The sequence below is a fragment of the Streptomyces sp. DSM 40750 genome (genome assembly GCF_024612035.1).
Taxonomy (GTDB): domain Bacteria; phylum Actinomycetota; class Actinomycetes; order Streptomycetales; family Streptomycetaceae; genus Streptomyces.
Genome location: NZ_CP102513.1, coordinates 1227157 through 1244336, shown reverse-complemented (window position 1 = coordinate 1244336; position 17180 = coordinate 1227157). Strand labels below are relative to the sequence as shown.

13 protein-coding genes are annotated in these 17180 nt (G+C 70.2%); 5 read left to right on the top strand and 8 right to left on the bottom strand.

The window, feature by feature from the left end; all coding sequences use genetic code 11:
* Positions 1-42: 42 nt before the first annotated feature.
* From JIX55_RS05805 to JIX55_RS05795, 3 genes are all read left to right on the top strand, one after another.
* On the top strand, positions 43-1305 hold the full coding sequence (locus tag JIX55_RS05805; RefSeq protein ID WP_257562144.1) for an ABC transporter substrate-binding protein: 1263 nt from the start codon (positions 43-45) through the stop codon (positions 1303-1305).
* A 40-nt stretch (positions 1306-1345) separates the two neighbouring features.
* Positions 1346-4549 carry a family 78 glycoside hydrolase catalytic domain gene (locus tag JIX55_RS05800; RefSeq protein WP_443046379.1) on the top strand — a complete coding sequence of 1068 codons (3204 nt, stop codon included), beginning with the start codon at positions 1346-1348 and terminating at the stop codon, positions 4547-4549.
* A 207-nt stretch (positions 4550-4756) separates the two neighbouring features.
* Entirely contained in the window at positions 4757-5968 is a 1212-nt protein-coding gene (locus JIX55_RS05795; protein ID WP_257562143.1) for a polysaccharide pyruvyl transferase family protein, read from the top strand.
* A gap of 51 nt (positions 5969-6019) precedes the next feature.
* On the opposite strand, the gene JIX55_RS05790 is transcribed toward JIX55_RS05795, so the two are convergent.
* The 4 genes from JIX55_RS05790 to JIX55_RS05775 are packed head-to-tail and all read right to left on the bottom strand — an operon-like array spanning position 6020 to position 9689.
* Entirely contained in the window at positions 6020-7318 is a 1299-nt protein-coding gene (locus JIX55_RS05790; protein ID WP_257562142.1) for an MFS transporter, read from the bottom strand.
* Positions 7315-7836, bottom strand: coding sequence for a MarR family winged helix-turn-helix transcriptional regulator (locus JIX55_RS05785; protein ID WP_257562141.1), 522 nt, complete (start codon positions 7834-7836; stop codon positions 7315-7317). Before JIX55_RS05785 ends, JIX55_RS05790 begins: the two co-directional genes overlap by 4 nt.
* A 57-nt stretch (positions 7837-7893) precedes the next feature.
* On the bottom strand, positions 7894-9015 hold the full coding sequence (locus JIX55_RS05780; protein WP_257562140.1) for a sensor histidine kinase: 1122 nt from the start codon (positions 9013-9015) through the stop codon (positions 7894-7896).
* On the bottom strand, positions 9012-9689 hold the full coding sequence (locus JIX55_RS05775; protein ID WP_257562139.1) for a response regulator: 678 nt from the start codon (positions 9687-9689) through the stop codon (positions 9012-9014). Before JIX55_RS05775 ends, JIX55_RS05780 begins: the two co-directional genes overlap by 4 nt.
* A 188-nt stretch (positions 9690-9877) precedes the next feature.
* On the opposite strand from JIX55_RS05775, the gene JIX55_RS05770 reads away from it, so the two are divergent.
* Positions 9878-11146, top strand: a complete 1269-nt coding sequence (locus JIX55_RS05770; RefSeq protein ID WP_257562138.1) for a DUF418 domain-containing protein — start codon at positions 9878-9880, stop codon at positions 11144-11146.
* Positions 11147-11340: 194 nt separating this feature from the next.
* Here the strand turns inward: JIX55_RS05770 and JIX55_RS05765 are convergent, their stop codons facing one another.
* From JIX55_RS05765 to JIX55_RS05750, 4 genes are all read right to left on the bottom strand, one after another.
* Positions 11341-12048, bottom strand: coding sequence for a FadR/GntR family transcriptional regulator (locus JIX55_RS05765; RefSeq protein WP_257562137.1), 708 nt, complete (start codon positions 12046-12048; stop codon positions 11341-11343).
* 43 nt (positions 12049-12091) lie between these two features.
* Complete coding sequence (locus JIX55_RS05760) at positions 12092-13132, bottom strand: ABC transporter permease (RefSeq protein WP_257562136.1); 1041 nt, start codon at positions 13130-13132, stop codon at positions 12092-12094.
* 2 nt (positions 13133-13134) lie between these two features.
* Complete coding sequence (locus JIX55_RS05755) at positions 13135-14766, bottom strand: sugar ABC transporter ATP-binding protein (protein ID WP_257562135.1); 1632 nt, start codon at positions 14764-14766, stop codon at positions 13135-13137.
* A gap of 91 nt (positions 14767-14857) precedes the next feature.
* Positions 14858-15904, bottom strand: a complete 1047-nt coding sequence (locus tag JIX55_RS05750) for a sugar ABC transporter substrate-binding protein (protein ID WP_257569227.1) — start codon at positions 15902-15904, stop codon at positions 14858-14860.
* 419 nt (positions 15905-16323) lie between these two features.
* Here JIX55_RS05750 and JIX55_RS05745 point away from each other — a divergent pair, with 419 nt between their 5' ends.
* A complete protein-coding gene (locus JIX55_RS05745; protein WP_257562134.1) occupies positions 16324-17175 on the top strand; it encodes a fumarylacetoacetate hydrolase family protein in 852 nt (283 codons plus the stop codon).
* Positions 17176-17180: the final 5 nt, after the last annotated feature.

Here is a 17180-nt window from a genome sequence, read left to right as displayed (position 1 = left end):
CCCGTCCCTCATGTCCTACGGCACTTCCCCGAGGGGGACCTCATGAAGACACGCGCACTCCCCGCCCTGATCGCCGCGGTGACGTCCGTGGCGGTGCTGGCCGCCTGCAGCGGCGGCACCAAGGCGAACTCCGGCGGCGACTCCAAGACCCTCACGGTCGCCTCCTTCGACCAGGGCTCCCTCGAAGATGTCGTCAAGGCGTTCGAGAAGGCCAACCCGGGCGTCAAGGTCCGCTACACCCTCAGCGGTGCCGACCAGTACCAGCAGCAGATCCGGACCCAGCTGTCCTCGGGCACCGGCCCCGACGTGATGTCGGTCTGGCCCGGCAACGGCAATCCCGGCGCCACCCAGGTCCTGGCCGAGCCGGGCTATCTGCGGGATCTCTCGGACCAGCCCTGGGCGGCCAAGCTGCCGGACGCCACCAAGAGCGTCGCCCAGTACGACGGGAAGACATACACCGCGCTCTTCGGACAGAACGGCATCGGCGCCGTCTACAACGAGCAGGCCATGGCGAAGGCGGGGCTCACTCCGCCGGACACCTGGACGGAACTGCTGGACTTCTGCAAGGCCGCGAAGGCCAAGGGAACCCCCGCCTTCGCACTCGGCAATCAGGACAACTGGGTGACCCAGCTCGTCCTGTACGCACTGGTCGCCACGACCGTCTACGGCGACGACCGGAACTTCGACCAGAAGATGCAGTCCGGCCAGGCCACCTTCGCGAAGTCGCCGTGGACCACCGCCCTGGACAAGTACCTGACGATGGAGAAGACCGGCTGCTTCCAGAAGAACCCGCTGGGCACCACCTACGAAGCCAGCCAGGGCCTCGCCGCCACGGGCAGGACGCTCGGCATCGTCCAGGGCAACTGGGTGATCGCCCTCCTCAAGCAGAAGAACCCGAAGGGCACCTTCACGCTCCGGGCTCTCCCCGCCACCGACGACCCGGCCGAGACCCTCATACCGGCCGCGGCGGGCGGCGGCTACGGAGTCAACGCCAAGACGAAGAACGAGGAACTCGCCCTGAAGTTCGTGAACTTCGTCATGTCGCCCGAGGGCATGAACCTGTTCGTCAAGAAGCAGGGCGGTCTGCCCACCCTGCCCGACACCGGCTTCGCGGCCGACCCGTCACTGGCCGAACTGTCGAAGTTCGTCGAGGCCGACCGCACGGTGCCGTTCATGGACCAGCTCTGGCCCAACGCCAAGGTGCAACAGACCATGCTCAGCGGCCTCCAGGAGATCTTCAGCGGTCAGTCCACGGCGGAGGAACTCCTCGACGACATGGACGCCGACTACAAGGCCGGCTCCTGACCGCCCTCGACACCCATGTGAAAACCGAAGGGATACAGGTGTGAGCAATGCACAACACGACGCGGACGGCGCCGGCCGTGAGGTCGGGAGCGGCGACAGCTCCGGCGGGAACGGCAGAGCGGTCCACCGTCGGAGCGTGCTCGCCGCGTCGGCGGTCGCCGTGCCGGTAGTGGCGGGCGTCCTGGGCGGCGGAGGCACCGCGCACGGGGCGTCGTCCTCCCGCCGTGAGCGGCAGGCCGGGGTGTCCGGGCTGACCGCGGAACACCGCACGGATCCCCTGGGCGTGGACGCCGCCCGACCGCGCTTCGGCTGGCGCATGCGGTCGGCGGGCCGGGGGCGGAGCCAAGGGGCGTACCAGATCCTCGTGGCGAGTTCGCCGGAGAAGCTGACCGCCGCCCGCGCGGACGTCTGGAACAGCGGCCGGGTGCGCTCCGCCGATTCCGTGGCCGTCCGCTACGCGGGCAAGCCGCTGCGTGCCTCGACCCGCTACCACTGGACCGTCACCGTCTGGGACGCCGAAGGGCGCCCGGTCGGCACCGCTTCCCCCGCCTTCTTCGAGACCGGCCTCCTGAGCACCGACGGAGTGGCCGGATGGGACGGCGCGCAGTGGATCGGCATGAAGGGGAAGGCCCCCAACTCGGCCGGCGCACCGATGCTGCGCAAGGAGGAAGCACTCAGGAAGGGCGGCGCCGGAAAGAACCGGCAGCGGGTCCGCGAGGCACGGCTCTACATCTCCGCCCTCGGCGTGTACGACGCCTACGTCAACGGACGCCATGTGACGGTGCCGCAGGACGGCGGCACCACGATCGAGCTGCTGCCCCCCGGCTCGACGAACTACGACGCGCGCGTCAACTACATGACGTATGACGTCACCGACCTCGTGACGCGGGAGCCGGACGTCACCCTCGCGGTCGTCCTGGGCAACGGCTGGTACAACGGCCGCATCTCCGAGGGCAGTACGTACTACTCGGAGGACGGCAACGCCCTGGCCGTCAAGGCCAAGCTGCTGATCCGGTACGCCGACGGTACGGCGCGGACGGTCGTCACGACTCCGGACGATGGCTGGAAGGCCACGGACACCGGCCCCTACCGCGCCGACGACATCTACGACGGCCAGACCTACGACGCGCGCGAGGAGCTGCCGGGCTGGACGTCGCACGGATTCGACGACTCAACCTGGTCGGACGTGGAACGAGTGGCCTTCGACGCCACGTTCCCGGACGCGCGACTGCTCGCCTATCCGGGCGAGACCGCACGCCTGATGCCGAAGTGGGACCGTCGACCGCAGTCGATCACCGTCGCCACCGGGGTGACCGGGCAGGACGGCAGCCCGGGCGGCAGGGGGCGCATCGTCGTGGACCCCGCCCGTACGGTGACCGACCCCGCGAAGGCGGCCTCCGCCCCGGTCACGCTCGGCAGCGGCGACACCGTTGTCTACGACCTCGGCCAGAACATGGTGGGTGTGGCCCGCTACAGCCTGCGCGGCCCGGCGGGCGCCAAGGTCGAGTTCAGGTTCGGCGAGATGCTCAACGACGACAGCGCCGGCGCGGACGGCCCCGAGGGCTCCGTCTACCGGGCCAACCTCCGCAGCGCCAAGGCCACCAGCACATACGTCCTGAAGGGCGACCGGCACGGCGAGACCCACCAGGACTCCCTGACCTTCTACGGCTTCCGGTACGTCTCCGTCACCGCGACCGACACGATCACGATCACCGGCCTGACCGGCAAGGTCGCCACGTCCGCGATCCGCGAGATCGGCACCGTCACCACCAACGACCCCGACGTCAACCGGCTGGCGGGCAACATCCGTTGGGGCCAGCGCGGCAACTACCTCTGGGTGCCCACCGACTGCCCGCAGCGCGACGAACGCCTCGGCTGGACCGGCGACACACAGGTCTTCGCCACGACCGGTCTGTACAACGTGGACGCCGGTGTCTTCCTCAGCCACTTCCAGGACACGGTCGTCGACTCCCAGACCATCTACGGCATGGACAAGGCACAGTTCACCGGGGTCGCCCCCACCGGCCGGTTCAACTTCCCCGGCGGCGGCAGCGGTTGGGCCGACGCCGGTGTCATCGTGCCGTGGACCGTGTGGCAGATGACCGGTGACGCGACCATCGTCAAGGACAACTGGCCGGCGATGACCCGCTACCTGGACTGGATCCAGGAGCGGACCGGCGACACCTACGCCGGACAGGGCTCCCTCACCGGCGACTGGCTGGCACCACAGAAGACCAGCGCCCAGCTGATGAGCGACCTCTACTACGGCTACAGCACCCGGCTGATGGCACAGATGGCCCGCGCGATCGGCAGGACGGCGGAGGGGGAGGCGTACGACCGGCTCTTCGGACACATCAGGCAGGCCTTCCTCACCAAGTACCTGAGCACCGAGGGCGGCACGGTCACGGTCAGGTCCAGCCTCGGCGAGGCCTCTCCGATCGAACCGGGCGCCGACCCCGACCAGAAGACCGAGGACAACAGCCAGACCGCGCTGCTCTGGGCCCTCAAGCTCGGCTTCTACGAGACCGAGGCACAGCGCCGCACACTCGTCGGACACCTCGCCGACAACATCGGCAACGACGACGCCTACAAGGCCGCACACCCGAACAGCAGCCGGTTCCGCTACGCCGAGAACACGCTGTCCGTCGGCTTCCTCGGCGTCAACGTCCTCGCCCCCGTCCTCACCGACGAGGGCCGCGCCGACCTGGCGTACCGACTGCTGCACCAGAACGAGCTGCCGTCCTGGCTGTTCTCCGTGCGGAACGGTGCCACCACCGTCTGGGAGCGCTGGAACTCGTACTCCGAGGACGACGGGTTCGGCCCGGTCAGCATGAACTCCTTCAATCACTACGCCTACGGCGCGATCATGGAGTGGATGTACGCGTACATGGCCGGCATCGCCCCCGACCCGGACGGCCCCGGCTTCAAGCGCTTTCTGCTGCGACCGCACCTCGACCCCACCGGAAGGATCACAGAGGTGGCGGCCTCGTACGAGTCGCCGTACGGCGAGATCAGAAGCGAGTGGGCGGTCGAGGGCGGGGGCCGGACCCTCGCGTACGAGGCGGTCGTCCCCGCGAACAGTGAGGCCACCCTGCGCCTGCCGGCCGCCTCCGCCGATTCGGTCCGCGAGGGCCGAACCCCGTTGGCACGGGTGGACGGGGTGCGTCTCCTCGGCCACTCCGACGGGGTTTCCTCGTACCGACTGCCGTCCGGCCGGTACCGACTGACCGCCGACCTCCGCTGACCCGAGGTTTCCCCCCTTGGGGAAGCGTGCCCTTCGGCCTCGGACCTCGTGTCCGGGGCCGTGCCGGTCACGCACTGCGTGGGCGCGTTCGGGGGAGTCACTGGCCTCAGGGGCCGGTCGACTTCGGGTCGGCCTCGACGTGTACGTTGGATCACGGTCCGCGTCACACGTCGACGGCGCCGACGGTGGCGCGGGGGGAACGAGTACATGGCACGCGTCGCTGTCATCACCGCGCCGAACATCGGGTACCGCAACACGGGCATGCTGACGGTCGACTTGGCGTTCGAGTCCCTGCGACGGCGTATGGGCAACGGGATCGACGCCAGCTGGTTCACCCTTCATCCGCCGGAGACCGTGCGGCTGCGTGAGTGTGCGCAGGGCACCGAATTCCCGTTCCGCTTCCGGCCGTTGGCCGAGCACCTCGACGCGCTCCGCGACCACGACGCGGTCGTCTTCTGGGGCGACTTCCTTCACACACGGCACTATCTGGCGCAGGACGCGACGAACCGCCTGCTCGACTTCGGTATCGCCGAGGACCGTGACGCCGCCCGGGCCCTGCTGAACCGAACCCTGTTGTTCGCGGATCAGCCGGACGAACTCCTCTCACGGACCCTCAGCTATGGGGGAACGATCCTGCACAACACGCAGTCCGACTATGAGGACAAGGAATACGGGCCGCTGTTCTCACGCCTGATGACGCGCAGTCACCGCGTCTGGATGCGTGACCCGCTCTCGGCGGCGAAGCTCGCGCACTTCCGTGGGGACCGTATGACCGAATACTTCGGTTCGGACGCGGCGCTTCTGTCCCGGCCGGGCGATCTCGACCACCTCCCGACCACGGAATGGTCCCAAGAGGTCCCGGACGGTGGGGCGATCGGCGTCTTCCTGGGCGCCCGTACCAAGATCCCCACATGGCTGCCCGCCTTCTGCGACAGCCTTTCCGACCGGCTCGGGGCGCCGCTCGAATGGCTTCCCTGGTTCGACCGGGACATCCCTTCCGAGACCAGCCACATCGCGGCACGCCCGGGTGACCACACCGTCGGCGACCTGTGGGGAGTCCTCTCCCGCTATCGACTGGTCATCACGGACACCTACCACCTGTGTGTCAACGCGTGGGGCGCCGGCACCCCGGTGGTGTGTCTCGGCGCCCCCGAACCGGTCCCGACGACCCACGACGACTACCTGACGCTGAGCGATGTGAAGAAGCATGTGTTCCACATGGCCTACGACGCGACGGACTTCTACCTGTCCACCCTCCCCGACACCCCGGAAGCCCACGAGCGCCGCATCGACCGGCTCGTCAACCTCATGGACGGCGGCGGAGCCGACGCCGTCGCCACGCGGCTACGCGAACACGCCGACCACTCGGAGACCGCCTTCACCGAGACACTCGCCTCGTTGCTCGGCACAACTCGTTGACCTCAGCTCCCGGTGTGACGCGGTCCCCGCCGCGCGCCTCACCGGCGGCACCTACACCTCGGCACCCACGGTCGGCTCGGGCACGGTCGGATCGGGGGCGGTGGGCGGTGCGGGGGACGGCGTGCGGTACGCGCGGAGCGGCGCGTTGGCCGCGGCCACGGCGGCGATCGCCAGGGTGGCGGTGAGGCCGCCGACGACCAGGGCGAAGGGCGCGGAGGTGGCCGACGCCAGCAGGCCACCGCGGAAGTTGCCCAGTTCGGGGCCGGCGACGCCGATGACATGGTCCACGGACGAGACCCGCCCCCGGTACGCGTCCGGGGTCTCGAACTGGACCAGGGCACTGCGGGTGACCACGGACACGGTGTCGGCCGCGCCGGCCACGGCCAGGCAGCCGAGCGCCAGCCACAGCGGCCCGGCCAGTCCGAAGCCGGCCAGCGCCAGGCCCCAGACGCCGGCCGCGGTCAGCTGCACCAGGCCGCCACGGCGCAGGCGCGTGACCGTGCCGGAGAGCAGCCCGGCGGTGATCCCCCCGACCGCGACGGCCGAGAGGAACAGGCCGAGCGTCCGCGGGTCGCCGCCGAAGCGGTCCTCGTTGACCAGCGGGAAGAGCGCGATCGGCATGGCGAGCAGGGTCGCGGCCAGGTCGGCGGCCATCGAGCCCCACAGCGTCGGGCGGCGCAGGACGATCAGCCGGCCGCCGCGCTCCGGCCGGCGCCTGACGGCCGTCGCGCCGGTGCCGGTGCCCTCCGGCTTCATGGCAGGGAGCCGGATCACCCCGAGCAGCGACACCGCCACGGCCAGAGCCTGTGCGGCGTAGGCGGCGGAGACGTCCCAGCGGGCGATGACCAGCCCGGCCAGCGCGGGCCCGGCCAGCATCGCCGCCTGGAAGGAGACATTGGTCAGCGCGAGACCGGCCGCGACCTGGTCGGACGGCAGCAGCCGGACCGGGAAAGTACGCCGGGCGGGGGCGCCGAGCGCATTGCAGGCGGAGCCGACGGCGACCAGGGCGAGCAGCAGGACCACGCTCCGGTTGTCCGCGAGGGCCTGGGCGCACAGCCCTACGGCGGCCAGCACCTGGCCCGCCGCGGTGGCCCGTACCAGGGCGGCGCGGTCGACGGCGTCGGCCAAGGTGCCGCCGAACAGCCCGAACAGCACGATCGGCAGGCCCGTCGCGAGCCCGATGGCGCCGGTGCCCACCGGGCTGCCGGTCAGATCCCAGACCTGGGCCAGCACCGCCACGGTGGCCATGTGCCCGCCGAGTTGGGATGCCGACGTACTGATCCACAGGTCGCGGAACGGCCGGCTGCCGCGCAGCGGGCGGGTGTCGAGGAACCGGATCCCTCGCCTCATCGCGGCGGCTCGACGGCAGTGTCGTGTTCCGTTCGCGATGGCTCGACGAGGTGGTCGTGGATCCGCTGCCGCATGGACCGGCGCTCCAGCGCCCGACGTACCTCTTCGACGACGGTGGTCATCGCGTACGGGATCTCCGCGTCCAGTTCGGCGACCGTCGCGTGGGTGGCGCGCCACTCGGCCTCCAGGAACGGCACCAGCGACCGGCCCCGCTCGGTCAGGTCGATCCGCCGGGTGCGGGCGTCGGGCCCCGGCTCGGAGGTGACCAGATTCTCCTTGCGCATCGCGGCGATCGTCTGGCTGATCGCGGAGTGCGAGCGGCCCAGGGACTCCGCGAGTTCACGGATGGTCAGTGGCCCGGTGTGGGCGAGCCGGATCAGCGGATAGGCGAAACGCGGCCGCACCCCCTCGATGCCGCGCTCCACATAGACCTGCTCGATCTCGGCGTCCATGCCGGCCAACAACTCGTGCAGCGTCTGCCAGGGGTCGGGCAGCGCCGTGGGGTCGGAAGATGTCACAGCGCTAATATAACAGCGCTGTGATAAATGCTTACGGATGCGCCGGCTCTCAGCGGGTCAGTGTGAGCCGTCCACCGGCAGCTCCAGACGCAGTTCGTAGCCCCCGTCCCTCAGGTGCCTGGACGTCACCGTTCCGCCGAGGAGTTCGGCTCGCTGGCGCAGGCCGATCAGGCCGTGATGGGCGCCCGGCAGGGAGAGGGCCGGGCGGCCGGGCGCGGTGTTGGTGACGGTCGCGCGGACGGTGCCGTCCTGGTGACGGATGCGGATGGTGGCCATGGCCCCGGGAGCGTGCTTGCGGATGTTGGTCAGGGCTTCCTGGACCGTGCGGTAGACGGCGCGCTGCACGGGCGGCGGGAGATCGGCGGGCAGGTCCGTCAACAGGTCGGTCTCGATGCAGCTGCCGGTGACCAGCCGGTCGAGGTCGGCGAGGGAGGGCTGCGGGGTCAGCTCGGTGGGACGGCTCCCGGAGGCGCGCAATACGCCGACCATGTGCCGCAGTTCGTCCAGGGTCTGCACGCTGAGCAGCCGTATCGTGGCCGCGGCCTCCTTCGCCTCCGGGTCCCGGCCGCCGACCTGGAGCGCCCCGGCGCGGACGGCGATCAGACTGACCTGGTGGGAGACGGCGTCATGCATCTCCCGGGCGAGCTGGGCGCGTTCCTTCGCCAGCACGCTCTGCGCGACCAGCAGCCGCTCGTGTTCACGCGCCTCGGACACCTCGACCAGACGCAGGGACAGTTCCCTGCGGGCCTGGACGAGTTGCCCGAGGAAGAGGGGCGCGGTCGCCTGCGCCAGGCTGTAGGAGAGCGGGATCAGGGCCTGCCGGTCGGACAGGTCGGCGAACTCCGGTGACGGCCACGACCACCAGGTGAGGTCGCAGACCGTGAACCCCAGCGCGCAGACGGCCAGCAGTACTCGATGGTGGGTGCGTGAGGCGAGGGTGTACAGCGCCACCAGCGTGGCGAACACCGCGTCGGTGAACAGTGCGGTCGGCAGGGTGAGCAGGAAGGTCGGCAGCGGGAGCCTGCGGCGGACGACGAGCGCGAAGGCCGCGAGCAGGGCGGAGGCCAGTTCCCGGGGGTGATGGGTGCCCACGTCATGGATCCACACGTCCACCAGCGAGACCGTCACCAGCACGGCGTCCACCACCGGCGCGTGCGGGGTCCGGCCGGGGGACCTCATGCGCCCTCCCCGTCCCGGCCGGGGGAGTGTGACGGCCTGAGCAGACCCGCGCGCTCGGCCAGCAGGGCCGCCTGCACACGGCTGCCGACCTCCAGCTTGGTCAGCAGGGCGCTCACATGGTCCTTGACCGTCCCGGTACTCAGATGCATCCGGTCACCGATGTCGGCGTTGGACAGCCCCTCGGTGATGAGGACGAGAACGGTGCGCTCGCGCTCGGTCAGCCGGTCGACGAGCCGGACGGCGGCCTCCCGGGGGCCGTTGTCCAGATAGCCGTCCACGACGGTACGGGTCACCCGGGACGACAGCACGACCCCGCCGCCCGCCAACATCCGTACGAGACAAGGCAGTTGCTCCGGGTCGGTGTCCTTGAGCAGGAAACCGGCGGCCCCCGAGCGCAGCGCGGCCGCCACGTACTCGTCCATGTCGAAGGTGGTGAGCATGGCCACCACGGGAGGGCGTGGTAGTCGGCGGAGTTCCGCGAGGACCGTGAGCCCGTCCACGTCCGGCATACGGATGTCCAGCAGGACGACCTCGGGACGCAGTTCCCGCACCGCGTGGACCGCCCGGCCGCCGGGGACCGCCGCCACGACGTCGATGTCGTCCGCGGAGTTGAGGATGTGCTCGAAGCCCGTACGGATCAGTGCTTCGTCGTCGACCACCAGTACCCGGATCACCCGTGCCCCGCTCGCCGTCGGACCACCACTGGACTTGTCACTGGATCCTTACGACGTCCGGGGCCTCCCGCGGGTTCCTTTCGTGCCGATTTCCGTCACCTGGCGGGGGTGACTCCGGCTGGTCGGCGGGGAACCTCCAGCCACCCGCCGGATGGGCACCTGCCCGCGGCCCCCCGACTCTGAAGTCCATGACACCTGACACGTCGTCGGACCTGTCGTCCAAGTCGGACACCACTACGACCACCGCCACCACCACGGCCACCACCGAAGCGGGGCGCACCGCCGCGGTCTCCCGAGGGCCGGCGGCCGGGCGGCTGGTGGGCATCGATCTGGCCCGTGGTCTCGCGGTCTTCGGCATGTACGCCGCCCACGTCGGCCCGGACCCGGCGGCCGGCGGGCCACTGGGCTTCGTCATGGAGCTGGCACGGGGGCGTTCCTCCGCGCTGTTCGCGCTGCTCGCCGGCTTCTCCCTCGTGCTGATCACCGGCCGCCCGCAGCCGCGCACCGGGCGCGCCGGACGGCAGGCGGTGGGCCGGATGGCCATCCGTTCCGTCGTCCTGATCGTCCTGGGATTCGTCCTGACCGCCCTCGACACCGAAGTCGACGTGATCCTCGCCTTCTACGGGCTGACCTTCCTCGCCGTCCTCCCGCTGTACCGGCTGCGGGCCCGGACGCTCGCGGTCGTCGCCGCCGTCGGCGCACTCGTCATGCCCCAAGTCCTGTACGGGATCCGCCGGTTGATCGAGGAGGGAAGCTGGGCGGACACGGTCGTCGCCCGGGACCCGCTGGCCCGGATGAGCGGCACGGACGGCTTCGTGGAACTGCTGTTCACGGGCGAGTACCCCGTGCTCACCTGGATGCCGTTCCTGCTCGCGGGCATGGCGGTGGCCCGCCTCGATCTCACCCGGAGCGCGACCCGAGCCCAACTCGCCCTCACCGGCGGCGTGTTGGCCGTACTCGGCTACGGCGGCTCCTGGCTGGCACTCCGCCTCGTCCCGCACGCGCGAGCCACCGTCGCCGCCGCCACGGACGGCGATTCGGCCGCCTCGGCCTGGTGGTCCGACACCGTCGGTCACCTCGTCGACGACGCCCCGGCGGCCTGGCTCCTCGTGGGCGCGCCGCACAGCCAGACGACCTTCTCCATCCTCGGCAACACCGGTGTGGCGCTCCTCGTCGTGGCGCTGTGCGTCACCGCCATGGACCGACTGCCGCGCCTCCGGCGCCTGGCCACCCCTGTCTGCGCGGTCGGTATGACAGCCCTCACCGCGTACGTCCTGCACATCCTCGCGATCCGGCGGTTCGGCATGGAGGAGGAGAACGGTCCGGCCCTCGTCGGCCTCCTCCTCTTCAGCCTGACCGCGATGCTGCTCGCCACCGCCTGGACGCGATGGTTCCGCCGTGGACCGCTGGAGTATCTGCTCCACATCAGCACCCGACCGGCCCGCTCCATCAGGTGACGCCGGACAGAGCCGTCCATCGGCTCGCTCGCGAGGCCGTTGACCGTCGCGGAACCGTCGGATCGGACGACGACCGGGCGAACTTCAGCCACATCACCGCCGATCGACCATGACGGCATCGACAGGTCACGTCCGCCTGCGCGCAGGCTTCTGTCCGCACCATCTGCATGCCACCGACAATCGACCGACTGTGGTCAGCCCTCGATCGCGCAGAGGGGGTCCAACTCGTCGACGAGGTCGGCCGCCAGCCACTGCTCCACGGCGGCGACATGGACCGTCGCGGCGGAGACCGCCAGCGCGGCGTCTCGGGCCCGGAGGGCGCGGAGGATCTCCTCGTGTTCCCGGTGGGCGTGCTCCACGGCCCGCTCGGTGCGGGTGCCCCGGACGATGCGGGCCCGCTGGGTGCGGGTGGAGAGCACCCGCAGCAGCATCGACAGCACCGGGTTGCCGACCGCCTCCACGATCCGCAGATGGAAGGCGATGTCATGGACGACGAACTCCTCGACCGTGGCGGCGGCCCGCGACCGCTCCAGGATGGCGCCGAGTTCCCGCAGGTCGTCCGCGGTGAGGAGGGCGGCGGCCACCCCGGTCGCCTGGGGTTCCAGCAGCCGCCGTACCTGGAGCAGTTGCAGGGCCGTCTGCCCCTGGGAGACGTCCGAGGCGAAGGAGAGCGACTCCAGCAGGAGATGGGGCTCCAGACTGGACACGTAGGTGCCGTCGCCCTGCCGGGTCACCAGGATCCGCATCGCGGTCAGCGCCCGCACGGCCTCCCGCAGCGAACTGCGGGACAGGCCGAGCTGCGCGGCGAGGATCTCCTCCTTGGGGAGGCGGGAGCCCGGCGCGAGCTCGCCGGCCACGATCATCGCCTTGATCTTGTCCATCGCCTCGTCCGTCAGTGCCACGAGGTGCCTCCCTGTACCGGGGCTACTCCTGCTTCGTACCGGGCTATTCCTGCTTCTCGCCCGAGGCGAAGCGGGAGATGACCAGCGCGACGATGATGATCGCGCCGTTGAGGAACTGGTTCCACAGCGGCGGCACCCCCGCCAGCGTCATGACGTTCACGACGAGCTGGAGTGTCAGCACACCGGTGAGCGCGCCGAAGATCGAGCCCTTGCCGCCGTTCAGGCTCACGCCGCCGATGACGGTCGCGGCGAAGACCTGGAAGATCCAGCCGCTGCCCTGGGTCGCGGAGATCGACCCGTAGTGGCCGCTGTAGAGGATGCCGGCGAACGCGGCCAGCACACTGCCGAGGATCAGCACCGCCCACACGATCCGGTCCACCCGGATACCGGCGGTACGGGCAGCCTCCGCGTTGCCGCCGATCGCATACAGCGCCCGGCCGTGCCGCAGCCAGGCCAGCGCGCTGCCGCCGATGGCGAACAGCACCACACAGATCCAGATCGCGGCCGGGACACCCAGCCACGACGCCTTGCCCAGGTAGCTGAAGGAGGACGGCAGCTCCACGATGGACTGGCCCTCGGAGAGGGCGACCTGGAGGCCGCGCAGCATGGTCAGCATACCGAGGGTGACGATGAACCCGTTGAGGCGCAGCTTCAGGATCAGGAACCCGTTGACGGCTCCGATCACCACACCCACCAGCAGACAGAGCGGCACGGCCGTCCACTCGGGCAGCAGCCCGAGGCCCGTGAACCGGGCTCCGCTGGTCGGCAGGACCAGCCATACGGCGATGACGGGCGCCACGCCGATCGTTGACTCCAGGGACAGATCCATCCGTCCGCAGATCAGGATCAGCGCGGTGGCCAGGACCAGCAGGCTCAGTTCGGTGGACTGCTGGGCCACACCGATGAGGTTGTCGGCGGTCAGGAAGGCCGGCGAGACGATGAAGCCGATCAGGCCCAGGACGAGGATCGCCGGGACCAGGGACAGCTCACGGAAACGACCGAGGTCGAGCCCGCGGCGGGTGTCTCCGGTGGTCTCCCGCGCCACGCTCGCGGCGGGGTCGGTGACATCAGTGGTGGCGGACATGACTACCTTCCGTGCTCTTCGGTGGTGTCCGAGGTGGTGTCAGAAGCGGTGTCGGAGACGGTGTCGGAGGCTTCGGCCCGGTCGGCCACGCCCTCCATGGCGGCGACCACGTGCTCGTCCTTCCAGCCGCGGTCGAACTCGGCGACCACCCGCCCGTGGAACATCACCACGAGCCGGTCGCACACCTTCAGGTCGTCCAGCTCGTCGGAGACGATCAGCGCGGCCTTCCCGCCGTCCGCGATCTGTCGGATCCGGCGCAGCAGGAACTCCTTGGACTTGACGTCCACCCCGTTGGTGGGCCGGATCGCCACCAGCACATGCGGGTCGGTGGCCAGGGCACGGGCGACGACGACCTTCTGCTGGTTGCCGCCGGAGAGGGCCGACACGGGGGTGGCGCCGCCGGGGGTCTTGATGTCGAGGTCCCGGATCATGCGCTGGGCGAAGGTCCTGGTCCGGGCGGGCAACACGGTGCCGTACGGGCCCAGTTGGTGGGTGACGGTGAGCGTCGCGTTCTCCGCCACACTGCGGTTGTTGACCAGCCCCTGCAGATGACGGTCCTCCGGGACCAGCCCGACACCGACGGCGAGCGCCGACGGCACACTGCCGCCGCGCACCTGCCGCCCGCGGACCGAGATCGTGCCCTCCTCCGCGCGGTGCAGCCCGGCGATGGCCTCGCCCACCCGCACATTGCCGCTGGCCGTCGCGCCGGCCAGCCCGACCACCTCGCCCACGCGCACCGACAGCGACAGGTCCTGGCAGGCGCCGGGCAGCGTGAGGCCCTCGACCGTCAGGAGTTCGGGGGAGTCGGCCCGCACCGGGGCGCGGTTCTCGACGGTCGCCGCCGCCGTGACGGTGGTCTCCCCGGTCATGGCCTCCACCAGCGCCTGATGGTTGAGTTCGGCCACGGGCGCGGTCAGGATGTGCGCCGCGTCGCGGTAGACCGTGACGGTGGTACAGAGGTCGTACACCTCTTGCAGATGGTGCGAGATGAAGAGGAAGGCGACGCCCTGCCGCCGGAGGTCGCGGAGCTTGTCGAAGAGCCGGGTGATGCCGCGGGCGTCGAGCTTGGCGGTCGGCTCGTCCAGGATGATGAAGCGCGCGCCGAACGACAGCGCCCGCGCGATCTCGACGAACTGCCGCTGCTCGACGGTGAGATCCCTCGCCCGCGCGCCGGCATCGACGTCCACGCCGTACTCGGCGAGCAACTCCTCGGCCCGCCCGCGCAGTTGCTTCCAGCGGATGAGCCGCATCGGACCGTCGCTCTGCCGGTTCAGGAAGAGGTTCTCGGCGACGGTCAGGTCCTGGATGATCGTGGACTTCTGGTAGACGCAGGCGACCTTGGAGCGCCAGGCGTCGATGTCCCCGACCACGGGCGCCGGTTCGCCGGAGAAGCGCAGGGTGCCGGTGTCGGCGTGCTGCAGTCCGGTCAGGATGGACACCAGCGTCGACTTGCCGGCGCCGTTGCGGCCGACCAGCGCGTGCGCCTCGCCGGGGGCGATGGTGATACGGGCGTCGCGCAGTGCGACGGTGGCGCCGAACCTCTTGCTGATGCCGGTGGCCTCGGCCACCGGGGCGGGGCTCCCGGCAGCCGGGTTCCCGCCGCCGCCCGCCGGGGCGGTCGCGGTGTCCGCCATGGTGGATACCGTCCTTCGTGGGGTGGATACGAGGGGGTGCGGGCGGAGGGACGGGCCGCGTCCCTCCGCCCTGTCGTCGGCCCGTTCGTGGCTAGCCGACGTTGTTGCCCCACAGGGTCTTGTCGTCCACGTTGTCCTTGGTCACCAGCGGCGCCGGCAGCTGGTCCTCCAGGCCGTTGGGGATCTCGATGATCGTGGAGTCGTGATCGGTCTTGCCCGCCTTGAAGGTCTTGCCCTCGGCCGCGGCCTGCGCGTAGTACAGCGCGTACTTGGCGTAGAGGTCGGCGGGCTGGGAGACGGTCGCGTCGATCTGGCCCTTGCGGATGGCGTCGAACTCCTGCGGGATGCCGTCGTTGGAGATGATCGAGATGTGGCCCTTCTCCCCGGCGGGCTTGAGCAGGCCCTTCTGCTCCAGGAGGGACAGGGTCGGCTGCAGGAAGACACCACCGGCCTGCATGTAGATGCCGTTCAGGTCGGGGTGCTGGGCGAGCAGGCTCTGCAGCTTGGCGGAGGCCACGTCGCCCTTCCAGTCGGTGGGCAGCTCGAACACCTTGATGTCCGGGAACTTCTCCTTCATGCACTGAGCGAAGGCCTCGGAGCGGTCCCGCCCGTTGATCGAGTCCAGGGCGCCCTGCAACTCGGCGACCTTGCCCTTGCCGCCCAGCTGCTCGCCGAGGAACTCACAGGCCTTGGTGCCGTACGCCCGGTTGTCGGCGCGCACGACCATGTAGACGTCGCCCTTGTCGGGCCGGGTGTCGACGCTGACCACGGGGATCTTCTTCGACGCGAGGTTTTCGAGGGTGGAGGCGATGGCGCCGGTGTCCTGGGGGGCCATGACGACGGCCTTGGCGCCCGTGTTCTGGAAGACCTGGACGTTGGCGACCAGCTTGGTGATGTCGTTCTGCGAGTTGCTGAGCGGCAGCGCGTTGATGTCCTCGGACTTGACGTCCTTCTTGAGGTACTCGGCGTAGGAGTTCCAGAAGTCCGAGTCGGAGCGCGGCAGGTCGATGCCGATGGCGGGCTTGTCACCGCCAGAGTCGGCGGACCCCGAGCTGTCGCGGTTGCACGCGGTGAGGAGGGTGAGGGCCGCGACGGCGCAGGCCGCTGCGGCGGTGGAGCGGGTGCGAGCGAGCTTCATGGCCGGGTTCTCCTTAGCCAGGACGGGGAGGCCGCCCTCCGGGGCAGGCATGCGTGGACCGTCGGAGGGGAGGTTTGGGGGCTCAACAGGTGAACGAGGAGCGGAGTTTGAACGGCCCACTACCTCGATGCGGCGGCGGTGCGATTCCTCCGATGTATCTCGGACGTCGAGGACGTTACGACGGCATTGCCGGAGTTGACAAGAGGTCGCCCCTCACGAATTGCGTGCACGATCTTCGGATGAGGGTGACGAGCATCACGGGTGATTTCGTACATGCCGGACCCGTCAGCTGCCGGTTACTCTCCGGTCGAGCAAATACATCCGAGGAATGCGTTGTCAGGCCGCCGAACTGCCCTTAAAGTCACGGTGCGCCATTCCTCCGATGAATGAACGAACCCCATGGCAAGGGAGCTGCCCCAGTGAAACTGCTACGCGTCGGCGCCCCGGGAGAGGAGCGGCCCGCCGTCCTGACCGACGACGGCCGGCTGCTGGACCTGTCCTCCGTGGCCTCCGACATCGACGGCGCCTTCCTCGCCTCCGGGGGAGCCGAGCGGGCCCGCGCGGCGGTCGAGGCGGGCGGACTGTCCGAGCTCGACCCCGACGGCCTGCGGATCGGCGCCCCCGTCGCCCGCCCCGGCAAAATCATCTGCGTCGGGCTGAACTATCGCGACCACGCCGCCGAGACCGGTGCCGCGATCCCGCCCCGACCCGTGGTCTTCATGAAGGACCCGGGCACCGTCGTCGGCCCGTACGACGAGGTGCTGATCCCGCGCGGCTCGGTCAAGACCGACTGGGAGGTCGAGCTGGGCGTCGTCATCGGACGGCGGGCCCGCTACCTGGAGGGCCCCGAGGAGGCGGCCGAGGTGATCGCGGGCTACGCGGTCAGCCATGACGTCTCCGAGCGCGAGTTCCAGCTGGAGTACTCCTCGCAGTGGGACCTCGGCAAGTCCTGTGAGACCTTCAACCCGATCGGCCCCTGGCTGGTCACCGCCGACGAGGCCGGCGACCCGCAGGACCTCCGGCTGCGGCTGAGCGTCAACGGCGTCAAGCGCCAGCACGGGCACACCCGCGACATGATCTTCCCGGTCCACCGGATCGTGGCGTACCTCAGCCAGTACATGGTTCTGGAGCCCGGCGACGTGATCAACACGGGTACGCCCGCGGGCGTGGCCCTCGGCCTGCCCGGCACCCCCTATCTCCGCCCCGGTGACACCGTCGACCTCGAGATCGACGGACTCGGGAGCCAGCGCCAGATCTTCGGCCAAGCGTGAAAGGC

Bases quoted from the DNA above. Each gene is read 5' to 3' on its own strand.
- JIX55_RS05805 (WP_257562144.1), top strand. From the start codon at position 43: ATGAAGACACGCGCACTCCCCGCCCTGATCGCCGCGGTGACGTCCGTG.
- JIX55_RS05795 (WP_257562143.1), top strand. From the start codon at position 4,757: ATGGCACGCGTCGCTGTCATCACCGCGCCGAACATCGGGTACCGCAAC.
- JIX55_RS05790 (WP_257562142.1), bottom strand. From the start codon at position 7,318: ATGAGGCGAGGGATCCGGTTCCTCGACACCCGCCCGCTGCGCGGCAGC.
- JIX55_RS05780 (WP_257562140.1), bottom strand. From the start codon at position 9,015: ATGAGGTCCCCCGGCCGGACCCCGCACGCGCCGGTGGTGGACGCCGTG.
- JIX55_RS05770 (WP_257562138.1), top strand. From the start codon at position 9,878: ATGACACCTGACACGTCGTCGGACCTGTCGTCCAAGTCGGACACCACT.
- JIX55_RS05760 (WP_257562136.1), bottom strand. From the start codon at position 13,132: ATGTCCGCCACCACTGATGTCACCGACCCCGCCGCGAGCGTGGCGCGG.
- JIX55_RS05755 (WP_257562135.1), bottom strand. From the start codon at position 14,766: ATGGCGGACACCGCGACCGCCCCGGCGGGCGGCGGCGGGAACCCGGCT.
- JIX55_RS05750 (WP_257569227.1), bottom strand. From the start codon at position 15,904: ATGAAGCTCGCTCGCACCCGCTCCACCGCCGCAGCGGCCTGCGCCGTC.